The 20,743-nt window shown below is 68.8% G+C and carries 21 protein-coding genes; 12 read left to right on the top strand and 9 right to left on the bottom strand.

All coding sequences use genetic code 11. The annotated features are described in order from the left end of the window. Positions 1 to 69 precede the first annotated feature (69 nt). Positions 70 to 1,233 carry a CaiB/BaiF CoA transferase family protein gene (locus KM176_RS18165; protein ID WP_160896158.1) on the bottom strand — a complete coding sequence of 388 codons (1,164 nt, stop codon included), beginning with the start codon at positions 1,231 to 1,233 and terminating at the stop codon, positions 70 to 72. Between the two features lie 157 nt (positions 1,234 to 1,390). On the opposite strand from KM176_RS18165, the gene lhgO reads away from it, so the two are divergent. Together lhgO and KM176_RS18155 are read left to right on the top strand one after the other, a co-directional pair. Further along, positions 1,391 to 2,590: an L-2-hydroxyglutarate oxidase gene (gene lhgO, locus KM176_RS18160; RefSeq protein WP_160896157.1), complete on the top strand. Its 1,200-nt coding sequence runs from the start codon at positions 1,391 to 1,393 to the stop codon at positions 2,588 to 2,590. A 65-nt stretch (positions 2,591 to 2,655) separates the two neighbouring features. Continuing rightward, positions 2,656 to 3,324, top strand: a complete 669-nt coding sequence (locus KM176_RS18155; protein ID WP_160896156.1) for an HNH endonuclease family protein — start codon at positions 2,656 to 2,658, stop codon at positions 3,322 to 3,324. Positions 3,325 to 3,384: 60 nt separating this feature from the next. Here the strand turns inward: KM176_RS18155 and KM176_RS18150 are convergent, their stop codons facing one another. Continuing rightward, on the bottom strand, positions 3,385 to 4,329 hold the full coding sequence (locus KM176_RS18150; protein ID WP_160896155.1) for a class I SAM-dependent methyltransferase: 945 nt from the start codon (positions 4,327 to 4,329) through the stop codon (positions 3,385 to 3,387). Between the two features lie 159 nt (positions 4,330 to 4,488). Here KM176_RS18150 and KM176_RS18145 point away from each other — a divergent pair, with 159 nt between their 5' ends. Then, a complete protein-coding gene (locus KM176_RS18145; RefSeq protein ID WP_160896154.1) occupies positions 4,489 to 5,793 on the top strand; it encodes an aspartate aminotransferase family protein in 1,305 nt (434 codons plus the stop codon). A gap of 10 nt (positions 5,794 to 5,803) precedes the next feature. On the opposite strand, the gene KM176_RS18140 is transcribed toward KM176_RS18145, so the two are convergent. After that, a complete protein-coding gene (locus tag KM176_RS18140) occupies positions 5,804 to 6,289 on the bottom strand; it encodes a MarR family winged helix-turn-helix transcriptional regulator (RefSeq protein ID WP_215558806.1) in 486 nt (161 codons plus the stop codon). Between the two features lie 129 nt (positions 6,290 to 6,418). Then, complete coding sequence (locus KM176_RS18135; RefSeq protein WP_160896152.1) at positions 6,419 to 7,588, bottom strand: LysR family transcriptional regulator; 1,170 nt, start codon at positions 7,586 to 7,588, stop codon at positions 6,419 to 6,421. A gap of 202 nt (positions 7,589 to 7,790) precedes the next feature. Here KM176_RS18135 and KM176_RS18130 point away from each other — a divergent pair, with 202 nt between their 5' ends. The 6 genes from KM176_RS18130 to KM176_RS18105 all read left to right on the top strand — a co-directional run bounded on the left by KM176_RS18130 (position 7,791) and on the right by KM176_RS18105 (position 12,979). Next, complete coding sequence (locus tag KM176_RS18130) at positions 7,791 to 8,522, top strand: PIG-L deacetylase family protein (RefSeq protein ID WP_160896151.1); 732 nt, start codon at positions 7,791 to 7,793, stop codon at positions 8,520 to 8,522. 67 nt (positions 8,523 to 8,589) lie between these two features. Next, on the top strand, positions 8,590 to 9,546 hold the full coding sequence (locus KM176_RS18125) for a VOC family protein (protein WP_160896150.1): 957 nt from the start codon (positions 8,590 to 8,592) through the stop codon (positions 9,544 to 9,546). A 66-nt stretch (positions 9,547 to 9,612) separates the two neighbouring features. After that, a complete protein-coding gene (locus KM176_RS18120; RefSeq protein WP_160896149.1) occupies positions 9,613 to 10,284 on the top strand; it encodes a 4-carboxy-4-hydroxy-2-oxoadipate aldolase/oxaloacetate decarboxylase in 672 nt (223 codons plus the stop codon). Positions 10,285 to 10,360: 76 nt separating this feature from the next. Continuing rightward, positions 10,361 to 11,440 (top strand): 4-oxalomesaconate tautomerase, encoded by a 1,080-nt coding sequence (locus KM176_RS18115; protein WP_236045364.1) that lies wholly within the window; start codon positions 10,361 to 10,363, stop codon positions 11,438 to 11,440. Between the two features lie 30 nt (positions 11,441 to 11,470). Further along, positions 11,471 to 12,133 (top strand): dienelactone hydrolase family protein, encoded by a 663-nt coding sequence (locus KM176_RS18110; RefSeq protein WP_160896148.1) that lies wholly within the window; start codon positions 11,471 to 11,473, stop codon positions 12,131 to 12,133. A gap of 84 nt (positions 12,134 to 12,217) precedes the next feature. Then, positions 12,218 to 12,979, top strand: coding sequence for a sulfite exporter TauE/SafE family protein (locus KM176_RS18105; RefSeq protein WP_160896147.1), 762 nt, complete (start codon positions 12,218 to 12,220; stop codon positions 12,977 to 12,979). Here KM176_RS18105 and KM176_RS18100 read toward each other — a convergent pair. The 5 genes from KM176_RS18100 to tsaD form a co-directional block, all read right to left on the bottom strand. Then, the gene (locus tag KM176_RS18100) at positions 12,976 to 13,983 is read right to left on the bottom strand and encodes an Ldh family oxidoreductase (RefSeq protein WP_160896146.1); all 1,008 of its coding nucleotides are present in this window, start codon (positions 13,981 to 13,983) and stop codon (positions 12,976 to 12,978) included. The two genes, KM176_RS18105 and KM176_RS18100, sit on opposite strands and share 4 nt — an antisense overlap. A gap of 191 nt (positions 13,984 to 14,174) precedes the next feature. Then, entirely contained in the window at positions 14,175 to 14,597 is a 423-nt protein-coding gene (locus KM176_RS18095; protein WP_160896145.1) for an EVE domain-containing protein, read from the bottom strand. Continuing rightward, complete coding sequence (locus tag KM176_RS18090; RefSeq protein WP_215558805.1) at positions 14,597 to 14,869, bottom strand: YciI family protein; 273 nt, start codon at positions 14,867 to 14,869, stop codon at positions 14,597 to 14,599. The genes KM176_RS18095 and KM176_RS18090 overlap by 1 nt, the downstream gene beginning before the upstream one ends. Then, positions 14,866 to 15,831, bottom strand: a complete 966-nt coding sequence (locus KM176_RS18085) for an NAD(P)H-dependent glycerol-3-phosphate dehydrogenase (protein ID WP_160896144.1) — start codon at positions 15,829 to 15,831, stop codon at positions 14,866 to 14,868. Before KM176_RS18085 ends, KM176_RS18090 begins: the two co-directional genes overlap by 4 nt. Next, positions 15,828 to 16,916 carry a tRNA (adenosine(37)-N6)-threonylcarbamoyltransferase complex transferase subunit TsaD gene (tsaD, locus tag KM176_RS18080; RefSeq protein WP_160896143.1) on the bottom strand — a complete coding sequence of 363 codons (1,089 nt, stop codon included), beginning with the start codon at positions 16,914 to 16,916 and terminating at the stop codon, positions 15,828 to 15,830. The genes KM176_RS18085 and tsaD overlap by 4 nt, the downstream gene beginning before the upstream one ends. A gap of 113 nt (positions 16,917 to 17,029) precedes the next feature. Between tsaD and KM176_RS18075 the strand changes: the two genes are divergently transcribed. Genes KM176_RS18075 through KM176_RS18065 form a run of 3 tightly spaced genes read left to right on the top strand, consistent with a single transcriptional unit; the run spans position 17,030 to position 20,686 of the window. Beyond that, positions 17,030 to 17,752 carry a uroporphyrinogen-III synthase gene (locus KM176_RS18075; protein ID WP_160896142.1) on the top strand — a complete coding sequence of 241 codons (723 nt, stop codon included), beginning with the start codon at positions 17,030 to 17,032 and terminating at the stop codon, positions 17,750 to 17,752. A 50-nt stretch (positions 17,753 to 17,802) separates the two neighbouring features. Next, a complete protein-coding gene (locus KM176_RS18070) occupies positions 17,803 to 19,131 on the top strand; it encodes a COG4223 family protein (protein ID WP_160896141.1) in 1,329 nt (442 codons plus the stop codon). A 10-nt stretch (positions 19,132 to 19,141) separates the two neighbouring features. Then, entirely contained in the window at positions 19,142 to 20,686 is a 1,545-nt protein-coding gene (locus KM176_RS18065; protein WP_160896140.1) for a heme biosynthesis protein HemY, read from the top strand. Positions 20,687 to 20,743: the final 57 nt, after the last annotated feature.

Genomic DNA, 20,743 nt, shown 5'->3' with positions numbered 1-20,743 from the left:
ACCGGACCCGGGCCGGAGTTTCCGCAGGCGCCCGGATGTTTCCGATCCGCGCCCGCACCAGCGCCCCGCTCAGTCCGGGTCGGTGAATCGCCACTGCCCGGCGCCCAGGGCCGGCCCGGCCTTCTCCAGCACCAGCGGACTGCGCGAGAACCGGATCGGCGTGCGCAGCCCGGCGATCCCCTCCGGTTCCACCACCATGCCCCGAGCGGCGATCTGCGGATCCTCCAGCGCCTCGGCCACGGTGTTGATCGGCCCGCCGGGCACGCCGGCGGCCTCCAGCGCGGCGATCAGATCGGCCTTGCTGCGCGCCGCCGTCGCCGCCGCGATCCGCGGGCAAAGCCCATCGCGATGGGCGACCCGCGCCGGGTTGGTGGCATAATCGGGATCCGAGGCCAGATCGCCCAGATCCAGCATCCGGCAGAGCGCGGCGAACTGCCGGTCATTGCCGCAGGCGATGATCAGATGCCCGTCCGAGGCCGGAAATACCTGGTAGGGCACGATATTGGGATGGGCATTGCCCAGCCGCTTCGGCGTCACCCCGCCCAGAAGCTGGTTCATCGCCTGATTGGCCAGCACGCCCACACCGCTGTCCAGCAGCGACAGGTCCACGTGCTGCCCCCGTCCCGAGCGCGCCCGTTCGGCCAGCGCCGCCTGGATGCCGATCACCCCGTAAAGCCCGGTGAAGATGTCGATCCACGCGACGCCGATCTTCTGCGGCTCTCCCGCCGGATCGCCGGTCAGGTCCATGATCCCGCACATCCCCTGGATCAGGAAGTCATAGCCCGGCTGCGCTGCGCGCGGCCCGTCCTGCCCGAACCCGGTGACCGAGGCATAGACCAGGCCGGGGTTCTCCGCCGCGAGGCTCTCGTAATCCAGGCCGAATTTCTTCAGCCCGCCCAGCTTGAAGTTCTCGATCACCACGTCGGCCCCGGCGATCAGCGCCTTGACCCGCGCCAGATCCTCAGGGTCCGAGAAATCGCAGATGACCGAGGTCTTGCCCCGGTTCGCCGCATGGAAATAGGCGGCCACCGTCTCGGTGCCGCCGCGCCCGTCGGGACGTTCGATGAAGGGCGGGCCCCAGGTGCGGGTATCGTCCCCGGCGGGGCTTTCGACCTTGATCACCTCGGCGCCCAGATCCGCCAGCGTCTGGCCGATCCAGGGTCCGGCCAGGATGCGCGCCAGCTCCACCACCTTCAGCCCGGCCAGCGGTGCGGCCCCGTCTTGCGTGGTCATGATCTGCCCCCTTGATGATCCGGCCTCATGTCTAGCGGGCGCGCCCCCCTGAATGAAACGCAAAAACCTCATGGGTTGATGCGCCGCACACATCACCGCAGGTTCCGATGGACAGCCGCCCCCCGCATTTGCTTGCATGACGAAGGAGGATCGCACCATGCAACACGACTATTGCGTCATTGGCGGCGGCATCGTCGGACTGGCCACCGCCCGCGCCCTGCTGCAACGCACCCCCGGCGCCAGCCTCGTCCTGCTGGAGAAGGAACCCCGCCTGGGCCTGCACCAGACCGGCCACAATTCCGGCGTGATCCATTCCGGGATCTACTATGCGCCGGGCTCCTTCAAGGCGCGGCTCTGCCGCGAGGGCGCGGCCCGGACGAAGGAATTCTGCCAGCAGCACGCCATCCCCTACGAGACCCGCGGCAAGATGATCGTCGCCACCCGTCCCGAGGAAATCCCCCGCCTCGACGCCCTGCATGGCCGCGCCGCAGAGAACGGCATTCGGGCCGAGCTTCTGCCGGGCGAAGAGGTGATGCGCCGCGAACCCGCCGTAACCGCGCTGAAGGGCATCTTCGTCCCCGAGGCCGCCATCGTGAACTACACCCTGCTTCTGCAGGCCATGGCGAAGGAGATCACCGAGCAGGGCGCCGAGATCCGCTATGGCACCCGCCCCGGGGCGATCACCGAAACCGCCGGTGGCGTCACCGTCTCGGGCCCCGGCTTCCAGTTGGAGGCGCGGCGGCTGGTGGCCTGTGCCGGGCTGCAGTCGGACCGGGTGGCGCGGCTGGCCGGACTGGACCTCGACCTGCGCATCGTGCCCTTCCGGGGCGAATATTACCGCCTGGCCCCGCGCCTCGACAGCATCGTTCACGCCATGATCTACCCGGTGCCCGAACCCGGCCTGCCCTTCCTCGGCACGCATCTGACGCCGATGATCGACGGATCGGTCTCGGTCGGCCCGAACGCCATGCTGGGCCTGGCCCGCGAAGGCTATCCGAAATTCTCCGTCAACCTGCGCGACACTGCCGAGATGATGGCCTTCCCCGGCTTCTGGCGCAGCATCGCCCGCTTCCTGCGTCCCGGGCTGAAAGAGCTGGGCAATTCGCTTTTCAAGGCGCGCTACCTGGCCGAATGCCGCCGTTACTGCCCCGAACTGCAACTGACGGACCTGACCCCGATGACCTGCGGCATCCGCGCCCAGGCGGTGCGGCGCGACGGCACGATGCTGCACGATTTCGTCTTCCGCGAGACCCCGCGCATGCTCCATGTCTGCAACGCCCCCTCGCCGGCGGCCACCTCGGCCCTGCCCATCGGCACGCTGGTGGCCGACAGGCTGCTCGGCCCCGCCTCCGCGTGATCCCGCCTGGCGCCTGACGCTGCGACACCCTGTTTCCGCCCCCTGCCCCTGCGTATCGCGGGGGCATGAAACGCCTGATCTTCATCCTCGTCACCCTGGGCCTGCTGTTCTTCGAACCGCTGAAGGACAAGCTGCCCGCCGATCTCGCTGCGCTGGATCTCTCCTCGCTGGACCTTTCCGCCCTGGGGCTGCCCGGCCTGCACCTGCCCGACCTCGGCGGCAGCCACAGCGCCTCCGCCCCCGAGGGCTACGAACGCAGCTTCTTCGGTGGCTGGAGCGATGCCGATCACGACTGCCTCGACACCCGGGCGGAGCTGCTCTCCTCGACCTCGCTCAGCCGGGCCAAATTGTCCTCAAGCGGCTGCACGGTCAAAAGCGGCAAGTGGATCGATCCCTATACCGGCAAGACCTTCCGCACCGCCTCCGATCTCGACATCGACCATATCGTGCCGCTGAAATGGGCCTGGGATCACGGCGCCAATCGCTGGAACAGTGCCAAGGCCGAACGTTTCGCCAATGATCCGGCCAATCTGGTGGCGGCCTCCGCCTCCGCCAACCGCTCCAAGGGCGCCAAGGGCCCGCTGGACTGGATGCCCGGCAACAACGCCTACCGCTGCACCTACATCCAGGACTTCGAGAAGCTGGTCAAAAGCTACGGCCTGACCCTTTCGGCAACGGAAAGCCGCGGCTTTGCCCGGATCGAATCCGGCGCCTGCCCGCAGGCCGGCACCTGAACCCATTTTCTTGTTCCAAATACCTCGGGGGAGTCGCGCAGCGACGGGGGCAGCGCCCCCTCACTCCGCCCAGAGCCCCCCGCGCACGGTCTCGCAGCGCTGCTCCCAGAAGAAGTGGCCCTGCGGATCGGGCGCACCGGCCGCCGCCCGCGCGGCCTCGATCAGCGCATGGCCCTCGCTGACCGCCCCGGCCTGGATCAGCAGCCGCGCCTGCACCAGCTCGAGGTAGCGCGCATCCCAGCCCGCGCCCCGCCAGGCGGCGATCAGCCGCTCCACCCGGGCCAGACGCTCGGCCCCGCTCAGCGTCTCGTAGCGGCCCGCCGCCACCAGTACCTCCGTCGGGATCGGGCGGCGCAGGCGCATCAGCACGCTGTCATCCGCGCGCGGCTCCAGGACCTCGAAATAGTCCAGCAGATAGCCCATGGAGGTCTGCACCCAGGGATTGCCCGGATTGTGGAAATCCTGGTTCACCATCAGCCCCTCGCCCGGCTCCAGGCCCGGGAAGAAGCGCTCCAGGATCACCCGGTTCAGCGCCGGGGTCTTGGAAATGTCGACAAACAGCAGGTCGATCCGCCCACCGCGCCACTTCGCCGCCTCAAAATCGCCCTTGTGGATGGTGATCGCCGGGGCCACCTCCTCGGTCTGACCGCGAAACAGCGGCAGGAAATCCTCTCCGTCGCGAAAGCTCGGGTCGATCCGGTCGCGGATGAAGGCCGCCATGTTGCCGAACTTCGCCTCGAACAGGTCGTAGCAGTGCAGATGCGCGGCCCCGTCCCAGCCCGGATTCTCCATCAGCCCCTTGCCCAGCAGCGACGCGCTCGCCCCCAGGAAAGAGCCCAGCTCCACCACCGGGCGGCGCCCCGACACCCAGTCGCGGGCCAGGTGATAGATCATCGCCCCCTCGGTCGCGCCCAGCTGCGCATGTCCCAGCCGCTTCATCGGCCAGGCCACGCGCTGATCCGCGCGCCAGGCCAGGGCCCTCGTCTCGATCGCCTCGCTCTCCATTCCGCATCACCCTTCTGCTGATCCGCCGGGCACCCCGGTCTGCGGAACGGTGGGCAGAAAGGCTTAATTTTCCGTTCCCATGCCCCCTTCCCCGCAGCGCCCTTGCCGCCGCCCGGCCCGCGGACCTAGCCTGCCCGCGCACCTTCCCGGAGATCCCCCATGAGCCGCAATGAAGACCCCGCCTTCTGGTCCGCCGTCGACGCCCACGTGATGCGCTACGGCGGCAGCTTCGACCGCAAGATCATCGAGCGCGCCGAGGGCTGCCATGTCTACGGCGCCGACGGCGAGGCGATCCTGGATTTCACCTCCGGCCAGATGAGCGCCCTTCTGGGCCACGCCCACCCCCGCATCGTCGAAACGGTGCGCGACTATGCCGGGCGGCTGGACCACCTGTTCTCTGGGATGCTGTCGCGCCCGGTCGTCGATCTGTGCACCCGCCTTGCCGCGCTGGCGCCGGGGCTCGACAAGGTGATGCTGCTCTCGACCGGGGGCGAGTCCAACGAGGCCGCGATCCGGCTGGCGAAACTGGTCACCGGCCGGCACGAGATCGTCGCCTTCTCGAAATCCTGGCACGGCATGACCGGGGCCGCCAATGCCGCCACCTTCAGCGCCGGGCGGCGTGGCTACGGGCCCGCGCCCGTGGGCAACTACGCCATTCCCGCGCCCAATGCCTACCGCCCCCGCTTCACCCATGCCGATGGCAGTCTCGACTGGCAGCGGGAACTGGATGACGCCTTCGACCTGGTGGATGCGCAAAGCACCGGCAGCCTCGCCGCCTTCATCGCCGAACCGATCCTGTCCTCGGGCGGGATCATTCCGCTGCCCGATGGCTATCTGAAGGCGCTGAAGACGAAATGCGAGGAACGCGGGATGCTGCTGATCCTCGACGAGGCGCAGACCGGCGTCGGGCGCACCGGCACGATGTTCGCCTACCAGCGCGATGGCGTGACGCCCGACATCCTGACTCTGTCGAAGACCCTGGGCGCCGGCCTGCCGCTGGCCGCCGTGCTGACCACGACCGAGATCGAGGAAGAGGCGCACCGGCGCGGCTTCCTGTTCTACACCACCCATGTCTCGGATCCGATGCCGGCGGCGGTGGGGCTGACGGTGCTGGACGTGGTTGCCGAAGAGGGGCTGATGGCGCGCGCCGAAACCGCCGGCGCGCGGCTGCGCGACGGGCTGCTGGCGCTTCAGCAGAAGCACGACTGCATCGGCGACGTGCGCGGCCGCGGCCTGATGGTCGGCCTGGAAGTCGTCACCGACCGCCAGAGCAAGGCCCCCGCGCACGACCTGTCCGCCCGCATCACCGAGGAGGCCCTCGCGCGCGGGTTGTCGATGAACATCGTGAAGCTGCCCGCCATGGGCGGGGTCTTCCGGATCGCGCCGCCGCTGATCATCACGGACGCAGAGATTGATGCGGGCGTCGAGATCCTCGACGCCGCGCTCTGTGCCGCGACAGGCTGACGGGAAAGGTTCAGGCCGCGGGGGCCGTCACCTCCAGCTGAAGCATCTTGCGGATCAGCCGTTTCAGCTGCACCGCTTCCTCCTCCGTCAGCCGATCCTGCAGGGCTTCATTGTAGCTCTGCAGGGCCGGTTGCATGGCCTGCATTTGCCGGAATCCCTTTTCCGTGACCCGCAGACAGATTGTCCGCGCGTCCAGCTTGGACGTCTCGCGCAGGATCAGGCCCTTGCGCTCCATCCGCCGCAACGTGTCGCTGACGGTATTGACGTCCAAAGCCACCATCTCTCCGACAGCCTTCTGGGACGCGCCGGGATTCTGCCCGATCGCGATCAGCAGGACCATCTGCCGAGAGGTGATGTCAAAGGTTCCCAGATTGCTGGTGTACATACTTTCGGAAAAGAAATGCCCCCGGCGAATCAAATGAGCAAGGCTGTCCAGAAGATCATATTGTCCCGTTATTTCTGTGACCGCTTGGTCGAGTTTTTGATGACTACCCAATTATTTACGCGCCTTTTTACAAGAACACCTGTATGCATTCATAGTAAATCCGGCATCGAATTGCAACCATCGCGCGAAAGACCGCAGGACGTGTGCGGCGCGCGGGAACTCTTCCGGGCGAAGATCGGATCAGGCCTCGTTCCGCACCGCGCCCCGGATTTCCGACAAAAGTGCCTGCTGGGATTTCGTCGGAAACCAATCCCTTCGCACGGTAATTCCGATGCTGCGTTGCGTTCCGGGCAATTCGCCGCTGAGGGGAACCATCAGGCCCAATTCAATTTCGGCGGCAGCCTGCAACTTTGAAATGAAGCCGATGTGATTGGAATTCTGCATTAATTGACGCATCAGAACCAGCGATCCGGTCTCGATCAGGCTGGCGGGCAGTGGCTGCCCTTCGAAGAGCCGGTCCAGCAGGCGCCGCGCCGGTGTTCCGGTCCGCGCAACGATCCAGGGGTAGGCGCGCATCTCCTCCAGGGGTGCGCCGGGCCGGCGCAACAAGGGATGCTGCGGGCCCACGGCCAGGATCATCTCGTCCGGGAACAGCGGCGTCTGCACCACGTCGCCGATCGGTAAAGGCTCTCTCAGGGCGCCGATCAGAAAGTCGATCTCGCCCCGGCGCAGCCCGGTCAGCAGATCCGCATAGGGCCCCTCGTCGATGCGCAGCAGGATGTTGGGCCGGGTTTCCCGGAAGGCGATGATTGCCCGGCCCAGCAGGAAGCTGCGCGACAGTGGCATCGCCCCGACGACGATCTGCCCGGCCTCGCGGCCCTGAAGCTCCGAGAGATCCATCACCGCCTGGTCAAGCTCTGCGAAGGCCAGCCGGGCGGCGCCGGCCAGCGCCTCGCCGGCCCGGGTGGCCCGGATCCCGGTGGCGGAACGGTCGAACAGCGCCCGCCCGGCCTCGCGCTCCAGATGGGTGACGGCGCGGTGCACCGTGGGCTGGGCCAGCCCAAGATGGCGCGCCGCCAGGGTGAAATTCCCGAAGCCATGGACGGCGATCAGCGCCTGAAGCTGCGCGGTGCTGACCCGCAGCGCGAGGCCCGGCGCCAGCGGCTGCGCCGCCGCGTCCAGCCGGGCCAGCGCCCGCGCCACCCGGGCCGCCAGCATCTCTCCGGCGGGGGTCGGGAACAGGCCCTTCGGCCGGTGATGAAACAGCGGCTGCTCCAGCGCCGCCTCCAGCCCGGCCAGCGCCTGACTGGCCGCCGGCTGCGACAGGTGGCACAGCTCTGCCGCGCGCGACACCGAGGCCTGCCGCACCGTCGCCAGAAACACCCTGAGGTGCCGCAGGTTCCATTTCATCCCCGTCCCTCCCGGCCCGGCATTGCGCGGAAATTATGGTGAAATCCGGGCGAAACCCCTCGCGTTCACCGCCTTCTGCCCCGCACCACCCGGCGCCGGAACGGAAATCCTTATAGCCTCAGCTTATGAATAGCGCCGGCCTTCAAATTTGGCAAATCCCGTCCCGCGCCGCAGGATGCCGCAAAGACCCGAGGAGACCTCCATGACCGACAAACCCACCGCGCTGGTGATTTCCGCCCATGCCGCGGACTTCGTCTGGCGCTGCGGCGGCGCCATCGCCCTGCACACCGAGCTGGGCTACAACGTGACCGTCGCCTGCCTGTCCTTCGGCGAGCGTGGCGAATCTGCCCGCCTGTGGAAGGAGGGCAAGGCGCTTCAGGAGGTGAAGGACATCCGCCGCGGCGAGGCCGAGCGCGCCGCCGAAGCCCTTGGCGTGCACGAGCTGGTCTGCTTCGACAAGGGCGACTACCCGCTGCATCTGGACCAGGAGGACAAGTACGAGCTGGTCGACCTGATCCGCAAGGTGCAGCCGAAATTCATGATGAGCCACAGCCAGTACGACCCCTACAACACCGACCACATGTACATGTCGCAGGTGGCGCTGGAGTGCCGGATGATCGCCCAGGCCTGGGGCCACAATCCCGGCGAAAAGGTGCTGGGCGCGCCGCAGCTTTACCTGTTCGAGCCGCACCAGACCGAGCAGATGGGCTGGAAGCCCGACACCTTCCTCGACATCACGCCGGTCTGGGAAAAGAAGCGCGCCGCGATGGAGTGCAACCAGGGTCAGATCCACCTGTGGGACTATTATACCCGGGTCGCCCAGCAGCGCGCCAACCACTTCAAGCGCAACTCCGGCGGCATGTCCGGCGGGCGCGACTGCAAATATGCCGAAGGCTTCCAGTCGATTTTCCCGCGCACCGTCGACGAACTGTAATTCCGGGCCCTGCCCTGCCTGCCGGTGCGGATCCCGCGCCGGCCCTACCCCATTCTGGAGGACCCACATGTCCGGCTACGGAGACATCGCCCACCTCGGCCACGTCGAGATGCTGACCGACAAGTTCGAGGAAAGCCTCGACTTCTTCACCCGCGTCTACGGCCTGAAGCTGAGCGCCCAGACCGAGACCAGCGCCTATCTGCGCGCCTGGGACGATTACGAATTCTGCACCCTGAAGCTGACGAAATCCGACACCACCGGCGTCGGCCACATCGGCTACCGCGCCGCCAGCCCCGAGGCGCTGGAGCGCCGCGTGAAGGCCATCGAGGAAAGCGGCTACAAGGTCAGGGGCTGGATCGAGGGCGATCTGAACCACGGCCGCGCCTTCCAGTTCGAGGACCCCTTCGGCCATGTCTTCGAGATCTACTTCGACACCGTGAAGTTCAAGGCCGAGGGCGCCGACACACCGGCGCTGAAGAACAATGCCTCGCGCTTCCATCACACCGGGGCCGCGCCGCGCCGCCTCGACCACCTGAACCTGCTGTCCTCGGACGTGACGGAGTTCCGTCGCTTCATGGAAACCTGCCTCGGCTCGCGGGTGACCGAGATGATCCAGCTCGACAACGGGCGGATCGGTGGCTGCTGGTTCACGGTGAACAACAAGGGCTATGACCTGGCCTGCACCGAGGAACACGGCGGCGGCCATGGCCGGTTCCACCACGTGACCTATGCCACCGACCAGCGCGAGGACATCCTGCGCGCCGCCGACATCTTCCTGGAGAACGGCGTCCATATCGAGACAGGGCCGCACAAGCACGCGATCCAGAACACCTTCTTCCTCTACGTCTGGGAGCCCGCCGGCAACCGGGTGGAGCTGGCCAATGCCGGCGCCCGCCTGATCCTGGATCCCGACTGGGAAACCGTCGTCTGGACCGAGGCCGACCGGAAGAAGGGCCAGGCCTGGGGCCTGAAGACCATCGAGAGCTTCCACACCCATGGCACCCCGCCCGTGAAGGCCAAGTAACCAAGGCCGCCTGCCCCTCTCTGGCTGCGCCCTCCGGCGCGGCCCCCAAAGCCCGAAGGAGCCCCCATGGCTGTCGTCGTCCAGAACATCCCCCGCGCGCCCCAGGCGATCATCGACGCCCTCGGCGCCGCCGGCGTGGCCACCGTCCACGAGGCGCAGGGCCGCATCGGCTGCCTGCAATCCTACCTGCGCCCGATCCAGCAGGGCGTGAAGATCGCGGGCACTGCCGTCACCATCTCGGCCCCGCCGGGCGACAACTGGATGCTGCATGTCGCCATCGAGCAGTTGCAGGAGGGCGACGTGCTGGTGCTGGCGCCGACCTCGCCCTGCGACAACGGCTATTTCGGCGACCTGCTGGCGACCTCGGCCCAGGCGCGCGGCTGTCGCGGGCTGATCATCGACGCGGGCGTGCGCGACACCGCCGACCTGCGGGCGATGCATTTTCCGGTCTGGTCCAAGGCGGTCTCGGCCCAGGGGACGGTGAAGGAGACGCTGGGCTCCGTCAACGTGCCGGTGGTGGTCGCCGGCCAGGTGATCGAGGCGGGCGACATCATCTGCGCCGATGACGACGGCGTCTGCGTGGTGAAATGCGCCGATGCGGAGGCGGTGCTGAAGAAGACCGAGGCACGGCTGGCGGCGGAAGAGGCGAAACGGCTGCGCCTGGCATCCGGAGAGCTGGGTCTTGATATCTACGACATGCGGCCGCGGCTGGAGGCCAAGGGGCTGAAATACATCTGAGGCGCCCTGGGCGGGCCGGGCCGGGGGGCTCTGCCCCCGTCTCCTGCGGAGACTCCCCCGCCATATTTTCGGAAAGATGAAAGCGAGGACGGCGATGAACAGCGCGGATGGCATTCCCTGCCTGTGGATGCGTGGCGGGACCTCCAAGGGGGCGTATTTCCTGGCCCGCGACCTGCCGCAGGATGTGGCGGCGCGGAATGCGCTGCTGCTGCGGATCATGGGCAGCCCGGACCCGGCGCAGATCGACGGCATCGGGGGCGCGGATCCGCTGACCTCCAAGGTGGCGATCCTGTCGCCCCCGTCGCGGCCCGATGCGGATGTGGACTACCTGTTCCTGCAGGTCTTCGTGGATCAGCCGCTGGTCAGCGATGCCCAGGGCTGCGGCAATATCCTGGCCGGTGTCGGCCCGGCGGCGATCGAGCGCGGGCTGGTGCCCGCGCAGGAGGGCCTGACCGCGGTGCGCATCCACATGCGCAACACCGGCGAGGTGGCGGTGGCGAAGGTCGCGACCCCCGGGGGCCGGGTCAGCTATCGCGGGACCGCGCGGATCGACGGCGTGCCGGGACAGCATGCGCCGGTGCCGCTGCTGTTCACCGGGCTGGCGGGCTCGATGACCGGGGGCGGGGTCATGCTGCCCACCGGCAACCGGGTGGATGTGATCGACGGGCTGGACTGCACGCTGATCGACAACGGCATGCCCTGCGTGATCCTGCGCGCCGCCGACCTTGGCATCACCGGCACCGAGACCCGCGCCGCGCTGGAGGCCAATACCGCCCTGAAGGCCCGGCTGGAAGCGATCCGCCTGCAGGCCGGTCCGATGATGCAGCTGGGCGACGTGTCCGCGAAATCCGTGCCGAAGATGACCCTGGTGTCGCCGCCACGCGCCGGCGGGGCAATCAATACCCGCAGCTTCATCCCGCACCGCTGCCATGCCTCCATCGGGGTCTTCGCCGCCGTCACCGTGGCCTCGGCCTGCCTGCTGCCCGGTTCTCCGGCGGCCGGGGTGGCGCAGCTTCCCCCCGACGGGCGCTTTCGCGTCGAACATCCCTCGGGGGCGGCAGAGGTCTTGATCGAGACCGCCGCCGACGGCACGATCAGCGCGGCGGGCACCCTGCGCACCGCCCGCAAGCTCTTTGACGGGCGCGTCTTTCCCTGACGCGGGCCGCCTTCCGGGAGGACCCTGCCGATGATGATCCGCCTGACCGCCGATGACGGCCACAGCCTGGGATGCTGGATCGCAGCGCCGGAGGGGCCGCGCCGGGGCGGGCTGGTCCTCCTGCAGGAGATCTTCGGCCTGACCGACCAGCTGAAGGAGGTGGCAACGCGCTACGCCGCCCTTGGCTACGATGTCGCGATCCCGGCGCTGTTCGACCGGGTCCGGCGTGACCTGGTGATCCCTTTCGACGATATCGACACCGCCCGCGCCGCCATGCTGGAAACCGGAACGGACAGCGCGCTGACCGATATCGACGCCGCCGTGCAGCACCTGCGCCGCCGGGGTGGCAGGGTCGCGGTCCTGGGGTTCTGCTGGGGCGGCGGGCTGGCCCTTGCCGCGGCCCAGAGGCTGGAGATCGCCGGCGCGGTCTCCTTCTACGGCACCCGCCTCGGGCAGTTGCTGGACCAGCCGCTGACCACGCCCTTCCAGGGCCATTTCGGCCTGTCGGACGATCACACCCCCGTCGATCTGGTGACCCGGCTGGCCGAAACCTGGCCCGACCAGGCCGAGGTCTTCTTCTACGAGGCCGGCCATGCCTTCGCCAATGAAAGACGCCCCGAGATGTTCCTCCCCCAGGCCGCGGCCCTGGCCCATGCCCGTGCCGAGACCTTCCTGGAGAAGGTCCTGAGCTGACCCGCCCCCTTCATCTTTCCCCAAATATGCATGCGACACCGGCAACCGGGCGCAGGCGCTGCCGGTAAGGCCCCATCCGATATCATGTCCGATCTTGCCTCCTTCCTGTTCAGCGGTCTTGCGCCCCATGTGGCGCTGTTCCTGGCCGTGGTCAGCTTCTTCACCTCCTTCATCACCGTGGCGCTCGGCATCGGGGGCGGCACGCTGCTGCTGGCGGTGCTGGCCAGCCTGATGCCGCCGGCGGCGCTGATCCCGGTGCACGGGGTGATCCAGCTGGGATCGAACTTCTTCCGGGGACTGATGTTCTTTGCCCATGCGCACTGGAAGGTGACGGCGATCTTCGGGATCGGCGCGGCGCTCGGCGTGGCGCTCGGGGGCTCGATCTCGGTCAGCCTGCCGCCGGCCGTCGTGCAGCTGGGGGTGGGACTTTTCGTGATCTGGTCGGTCTTCTCGAAACCACCGCGCTGGATGACCCGGCTGCCGGCGCTGAACGGCTTCATCGCCGCCTTCCTGGCGATGTTCTTCGGGGCCACCGCCGTCTTCGTGGCGAATTTCGTGAAAAGCCTGCAATTGCCCCGGCAGGAGCATGTCGCCACCCAGGCGGTAATGATGACGCTGCAGCATCTGCTGAAGGCGCTGGCCTTCGGCACGCTGGGCTTTGCCTACGGGCCCTGGATCGGCTTCATGGCGCTGATGATCGCCGCCGGGCTGCTGGGCACCTTCACCGGCAAGCTGCTGCTGGCCCGGATGAGCGACCGCAGCTTCCGCCGCGCCCTCGACATCGTGCTGCTGGTGATCTCCGCCCGGCTGATCTGGTCGGCCGGGCGCAGTCTTCTGGGCGTTTAGCGGCCAAGCGCCTCGATCTGGGCCATCAGATCCGCATCGACCGCGATGCCCTCGGCGGCGATCCGGCGGCGGGTCTGCTGGCGGCGGCGGCCCGGCAGGCGGGCGCCCTCGACCCCTTCCAGCTGCACCGCCATCTCGGCCAGCCGCGCCGTGACATGGGACCCGAAGGTGCCCGCATCGATGGCGATCAGGGTCTGGCCCATGCCCGGCGGCGGGCCCTTCAGGTCGAAGAAGGCATCCCCCGGCACCTCCCAGGCGTAATGGGCGCCGATCAGCCCGGCGCAGAGCATCTCGACCATCAGCGCCAGGGCGGTGCCCTTGGCATCGCCCATCGGCACCATGGTCCCCTTCATCGCCGCCTCGGCATCGGTGGTCGGATTGCCGTCGATGTCGAGGGCCCAGCCCTCGGGGATCGGTTCGCCCTTCTGGCGGGCGGCCATGATCTTGCCCTTGGCGACCTTCGAGAGCGACAGGTCGACCACCACCGGATCGGCCCCCTCAAGCGGGGCCGCGAAGGCGATCGGATCGGTTCCGAAGAGCGGGCGCTTGCCGCCCCAGGGCGCCATCGAGGCGGGGGCATTGGCCACCATGATGCCGAGGCAGCCGGCCTCGGCCAGGCGTTCGACCGGCAGGCCCGCGACGCCGCCATGGGAGGAGTTGCAGATCCCGGCAATGGCGATGCCGTTGGCCTGCGCCGCGCGCGGCAGCCAATCCAGCGCCAGGTCGAGCGCCGGGTAGGAGAAGCCATGCCCGGCATCGACCAGGGCCGCCCCCGGTTTCAGCACCTTCAGCGCCGGGGTGGCAAAGCCGTCGACCTTGCCCGAGAGCGCCTGGCCACCATAGGCCGGCATCCGGCGCAGGCCGTGGCCGTATTGCCCGGCCAGCTCCGCGCCGATCAGGCCACGGGCCACGGCGGCGGCATTGTCGGCACCGGTCCGGCAACGTTCCAGCGTGCGGATCACCAGGGCCGTGGCCTCGGCGGGGGTAAGGGAGGAGGAGGTCATGTTGCGCCCCGTTGCTGCTGCGTCTTCACTTCGTCGACCCGAAGTGATGCGCCGACGGGCGGCGTGGTCAAGGGGCGACGCGGGGGCGGGGGACGGTACGGGGGAACGGGCGGTGCAGGAGGGGGCGCTGCCCCCGTCTCCTGCGGAGACTCCCCTGGGATATTTTTGGCCAGATGAGACCGAGCCGGGGATCAGTCCGGATCGGTGTCGCCCAGGGCGCAGATGTGGCGGAACTCGGCCTCGCTCACCGGCTGGACCGAGAGGCGGGACATCTTTACCAGCGCCATTTCGGCCAGCTGCGGGTCGGCCTTGATCGTCGCGAGGGAGACCGGGGTCGCAAGGGGTTTCAGGGCGCGGATATCGACGCAGTCCCAGCGGGGATCATCGGCCTTGCTGTCGGGATGGGAGGTGGCACAGACCTCGATCAGGCCGACCACCGCCTTTTCCGACTGGGAATGGTAGAAGAAGCCGCGATCACCCAGGGCCATCTCGCGCATGAAGTTGCGGGCCTGGTAGTTGCGCACGCCATCCCATTCCTCGCCCGCAGCACCCTTGGCGACCTGATCCTGCCAGGACCAGGTCGCGGGCTCGGACTTGAAGAGCCAGTAACGCATCAGCCGAAGACTTTCTTCCAGGGGCGCAGCTCCACCTTCTCGAAGAGGCCGGCCTTGGCGTAGGGGTCGTTTGCGGCCCAGGTCTGCGCCTCTTCGGCGGTGGTGATGTCGAGCACCAGCATCGAGCCCGCCATCTGGCCCGCGTCATCCATGAACGGCCCGCCATAGAGCGCCTTGCCGGTGGATTTCACGTAGTCCAGATGCGCCTCGCGGTTGGCGAGACGGGTTTCCAGGGCGCCGGGCTTGTCCCAGGCCATGAGCAGATAGGTCACGGGCGTTCCTCCTTCAGGGGTCTGTTGAGCAGTTCATGCATCGCCTCGCTCACGTCGAGGCGGGCTTCGACCAGGCCGGTGACGACCCGGGTGATCGGCATGTCGAGGCCGAGGCTGGCGGCCAGCGCATCGGTGGCGCGCGCGGTGGCGGCGCCTTCGACGGTGACGGAAGGGTCGAAGGCCTCTGCGCGCCCGATCGACAGGCCGAAGCGGTAGTTCCGGGACAGCGACGAGGTGCAGGTGAGCGTCAGGTCCCCGAAGCCCGAGAGCCCGGCCAGCGTTTCCGGACGGGCGCCGAGGCGGGTCGCGAGGCGCTGCATCTCGGCATAGCCGCGGGTCATCAGCGCGGCGCGGGCGCTGTCGCCGAGGCCCGCGCCGATGGCGGCGCCGCAGGCGATGGCGATGACGTTCTTCAGCGCGCCGCCCAGTTCGGCGCCGGTGACGTCCGGGCTGCGGTAGAGGCGCAGGTTCGGGGTGGAAAGCTGCGCCTGAAGGGTCTTGGCGAGCACGGGGTCGGCGCAGGCCAGGGTCAGCGCGGTGGGCAGGCCACGGGCGATGTCGGCGGCAAAGCTGGGCCCGGTCAGCACCGCCGGCAGCGCATCGGGCAGGACCTGGGCCAGCACTTCGGAGGCCCGCAGGCCGGTGGACAGCTCGATCCCCTTGCAGGTCAGCACCAGCTGGCGGCCCCTGAGGCGGTCGGCATGGGTTTCCAGCAGGCTGCGCAGGGTCTGCATCGGGGTGGCCAGCAGCACCGGGCCTGCGCCGGGCAGCAGGGCCATGTCGGAGGCACAGGTGATCTGCGGCGGCAGCGCCACCTCGGGCAGGCGCGGGCAGAGCCGGTCGGCCTGCATCTGCGCCATGGTTTCAGGACTCCGGCCCCAGAGCCAGACCGGCGTGCCGCCCCGGGCAATGGAGATCGCCAGCGCCGAGCCGAAGGCCCCCGCCCCGAGGATCGCGATCATGCCTTGGCCCCCTTCTTGCCGGAGCCGAGCGCCGCCGGAGCCCGCTTGTCGAGCGGCCAGCGCGGGCGGGCGGCCAGCGTCATGTCGTCGGCCTCTCCGGCAGCGAAGCGTTCCAGCCCGGCATAGGCGATCATCGCGCCATTGTCGGTGCAAAGCTTCAGCGGCGGCGCGGTGAACGCCACGCCGAGGCCGGCGCACAGATCGGTCAGCGCGCCCCGGATCGCGGTATTGGCGGCAACGCCCCCGGCGACCGCCAGGGTGGGCACCGCCGGGGCTTCGGCCAGATACAGCTCAAGCGCGCGGCGGGTCTTTTCGCGCAGCACATCGACCACGGCGGCCTGGAAGCCCGCGCAAAGATCGGCGCGGTCCTTGGCATAGAGCGCATCGCCCAGCATCACCGCGTCGCGCTGGCGCAGCAGCGCCGTCTTCAGCCCGGAAAAGCTCAGGTCGCAGCCGGGGCGGTCCAGCAGCGGGCGCGGGAAGGGAAAGCGTTTCGGATCGCCGTTGCGGGCCTCGGCCTCGACCGAGGGGCCGCCGGGCTGGGGCAGCGCCAGCAGGCGGGCGGTCTTGTCGAAGGCTTCGCCCGGCGCATCGTCGATGGTGGAGCCGAGGCGGGTGAAATCCTCGGGGCCACGCACCAGCAGGAACTGGCAATGCCCGCCCGAGACCAGCAGCATCAGGTAGGGGAAGGTCACGCCATCGGTCAGCCGGGGGGTCAGCGCATGACCCGCCAGGTGGTTCACCCCGATCAGCGGCTTGCCGGTCGCGACCGCGATCCCCTTGGCGCACATCACCCCCGACAGAACCCCGCCGATCAGCCCGGGCCCGGCGGTGACGGCGATGGCGTCGATCTCGGCCAGCGACACGCCGGCCTGGTCCAGCGCCTCGATCACGCAGCCGTCCAGCTTTTCGGCATGGGCGCGGGCGGCGATCTCGGGGACGACGCCGCCGAAGGGCGCGTGCAGCTCGTTCTGCCCGACCACGACCGAGGACAGCACGGTCGCGGTGCCGGGACCGCCGCGCAGCACGGCTGCGCCGGTGTCGTCGCAGCTGCTTTCGATCCCGAGGATGGTCATCTCGCTCATGGTCTTGCCCCCAAGTGCCGGGTCTTCATTGCGGTGGTGCTGCTCCGCAGGTAACACCTGGCAGGGATGCGAACAATCCGCCACGCGGCGGTTGGCCTGTCGGGGAGGAGCCCATGGCGCCCATCGTTCTGATCACCCGGCCCGCGCCGGAGGGCCCGGCCCTGGGCGAACGCCTGCGCCGGGACCACCCCGGGCTGGCCGTGCGGCACAGTCCGCTGATCGCCATCCAGCCCGAGCCGCTGCCCCCCCTGCCCGCAGACGCGGCGCTGATCTTCACCTCGCGCAACGGGGTGCGGGCCGCCGCCGGGCGGATCCGCCCCGGCACGATTGCCTATTGCGTGGGCGATGCCACGGCGCGCGCCGCGCGCGAGGCCGGCTGCACCGTGCAAAGTGCGGGGGGCGATGCCGAGGCGCTGTTCACCCTGATCCGCGACGCAGGGCCTGCCGGGCCGCTGCTGCACCTGCATGGCGAGCACCAGCGCGGCGACCTGGCCGCCCGGCTGAATGCCGAAGGTTTGGCCGTCCGCAGCCTTTGTGCCTACCGTCAGCGCTCACAGCCCTTCACGACAGAGGCACGGGCCCTTATGTCGGGGTCACAACCTGTTGTGGCGCCGATTTATTCTCCGCGTACCGGGCGACTTTTCGCCGAGGGCTGGCATGGCACCGCGCCGCTTTTTCTGGCGGCGATCAGCCCTGCGGTGGCGGCGGAGCTCAATGGTTTGGAAAGGTTTCGGCTTTGCCATGCCGCCCATCCGGACGGCGAATCCATGGTGGCCGTGACCAATGGACTTATCGCCGCGGCGCTCCAGCTTGAGGCAGGGGGACCCTGTGACTAAGCTGCTGGCGCGCTGTGTCGCAATTATTGGAATCGAAAAGGGATTGATCGGTGGCCGACAAGCAGGACGACGACAAGACAAAGGCCGGACCCAAGGCGCAGGCACCGCTGGAGGACAAGGGCGGACTTAGCACCGAGGCGACGGAGGAGACCCCTCCTGCCGCCCCCGAGCACGATCCGCGCAAGGACGACAGCACGCCCGCCACCGCCGAACCGGAGACCACCGCCGAGGCGACGCCGGTATCCGCCGCGCCCGGGGAGGTGCCGCAGGAGGAGGGCCCTGCCGAAGACACGCCCGGGATCGCCGCGGCACGCTCCGATGAAACGCCCGCCGAAGACACGCCGGACGTGACCCTTGTCGCCCCCGAACATGACCCCCGCACCGAGGCAGAGCCCGAAACGGCCGCCATGCCCGACCCCGCCCCGATCCCCGAACCGGCGCCGGAACCGCAGAAGGAAACCGTCATCGTCCGGCGCGGCGGCTTCTTCCCGGCGCTGCTGGGCGGCATCGTCGCCGCCGCCATCGGCTTCGGCGGCGCGCTGTACCTTTACCCCGAGGGCGCGCCCTTCCTGAAACCCGCCGGCCCCTCCCTTCAGGAGCAGCTGGACCAGCAGAAGACGCAGCTTTCGGATCTGGCCTCGAAACTGCCGGGCGACCAGCTGAGCCAGCTCAACAGTTCCGTTGCCGATCTTTCGGCGCAGGTCTCGGGCCTGGCGGATCGCGTCACCGCGCTGGAAAACGCCCCGAAGACCGCCGCCGGCCCCTCCCAGGACACGGTGGATGCCTACAAGGCCGAACTCGACCGGCTGAAAAGCGCGATGGATTCGCAGACCAGCGAGATCCAGTCGATGATCGGCGAAGCCCAGAAGATGAAATCCGATGCCGTCGCCACCGAGCGCAGCACCGCGATCCGCACCTCCATGGTCAAGCTGACCTCGGCGCTGGATACCGGCGCGCCCTATCAGGATGTCCTTGCCGAACTGCAGCAGGAAGGCCTGGACGTGCCCGAGGCGCTTTCCGCCCATGCCACCGACGGGATCACCCCGATGGCCACCCTGCGCGAGAAATTCCCCGATGCCGCCCGCGATGCCCTGGCCGCCACGCGCGAGGGCAAGGGAGCCGGCACCTCGGTCATCGGCTTCTTCAAGGATCAGCTGGGCGTGCGCTCGCTCACGCCGCAGGAAGGCGACAGCGCCGACGCCATCCTGTCGCGCGCCGAAGCCGACCTGAAGGCCGGCAAGCTGAAAGAGGCGCTTGCCGAACTCGATGCCCTGCCCGAACAGGCGCAGACCCAGATGCAGGACTGGCGTGCGCTCGCCGATGCCCGCGCCAACGCCCTTGCCGCCGCCGAGACCCTCTCGGCCGACAACCTGAACTGAGGAATTCCGGATGCTCTGGTCGCTCGTCAAAATCGTCGTCTTCGTCCTGATCGTGGCTGCTGCCGCGCTCGGCGCCAGCTACCTGCTAGAGCTGGAGGGCGGCGTCCGCATCGCCTTCGGTGCCTATGAATTCAACCTCACGCCGCTGAAATCGGTGATCGCGCTGCTGGTCCTGGTCCTGGCGATCTGGATCGTGATCAAGCTGGCCGGCCTGCTGGTCGCCACGCTGCGCTTCATCAACGGCGACGAAACCGCCATGTCGCGCTATTTCAACCGCTCGCGCGAACGCAAGGGCTTCGAGGCGCTGTCGGAAGGCATGATGGCGCTGGCCTCCGGCGAAGGGCGTCTGGCCATGCACAAGGCCGCCCGTGCCGAACGCTACCTGGCCCGCCCGGAACTGACCACGCTGCTGACCGCCCAGGCCGCAGAGGTTGCCGGTGACAAGCGCAAGGCCGAGGAAAGCTACAAGCGCCTGCTGAACAGCGACAAGACCCGCTTCGTGGGCGTGCGCGGCCTGATGAAGCAGAAGCTGGCCGCAGGCGACACCGAAACCGCGCTGCAACTGGCGCAGAAGGCCTTCGCCCTGAAACCCCAGCACGCCGAGATCCAGGACACCCTGCTGCAGCTTCAGGCCGGGGCCGGGGAATGGAAGGGCGCGCGCGACACGCTGAAGGCCAAGCTGCGCCACGGCTCCATGCCGCGCGACCTGCACAAGCGCCGCGACGCCGTGCTGGCGCTGTCGGAAGCCAAGGCCGTGATCGCCGAGGAAAGCTCTATCGAGGCCCGTGAAGCGGCCATCGAGGCCAACAAGCTTTCGCCCGATCTGATCCCCGCCGCCGTCTTCGCGGCCCGCGCCTACATGGACGAGGGCAAGTCGAAATACGCCGTGCGCGTGCTGAAAAAGGCCTGGGAGGCTTCGCCGCATCCCGACCTGGCCGCCGCCTTCGCCGCCATCGAGCCCGACGAAAGCCCCGCCGCCCGGGTCAAGCGTTTCGCCACCCTGACCCGCCTGCATCCCGAGCACCGCGAGACCCGCCTGCTGCAGGCCGAGCTGCTGATCGCCGCCGAGGATTTCCCTGCCGCACGGCGCGCCATGGGCCACCTCGCGCAGGAGAAACCCGATGCCCGCGCGCTGACCATCATGGCGGCGATCGAACGCGGAGAGGGCTCTTCCGACGCGGTGGTGAAGGGCTGGCTGGCGCGCGCCGTCACCGCCCCGCGCGGTCCGCAATGGACCTGCGAGAACTGCCACCACATCCATGCGGAATGGCAGCCGGTATGTGAGAACTGCGGCGCCTTCGACACCCTGGCCTGGAAGGACGTTCCCGCCGCCGAGGTGCAGTCGGGCATGTCCCAGCAGATGCTGCCGCTGATCGTCGGCCGCCTGGAAGAGACCATGGCGACGCCCCCCGCTCCGACGCCTGCTTCGGCCCCCGCCACCCCGCCGGCGCCCGAAGCCGCCGCCCCTGCGGCACCGACCGCCGAGGTGGTGCCCGAGGCCGAGGTGCTGCCGCCGAAGGAAAGCGACGATTCCGCGCAAGCAGCGCGAAAATAGCACTTTCCCAGCCGGGGCAGCGATGCTATAGCCCCGCCACCAGCGCCCCGACGGGTT

Source organism: Pseudooceanicola endophyticus, assembly GCF_018760365.1.
GTDB classification, from domain to species: domain Bacteria; phylum Pseudomonadota; class Alphaproteobacteria; order Rhodobacterales; family Rhodobacteraceae; genus Pseudooceanicola; species Pseudooceanicola endophyticus.
This window is presented reverse-complemented; position numbering and strand designations above follow the sequence as displayed.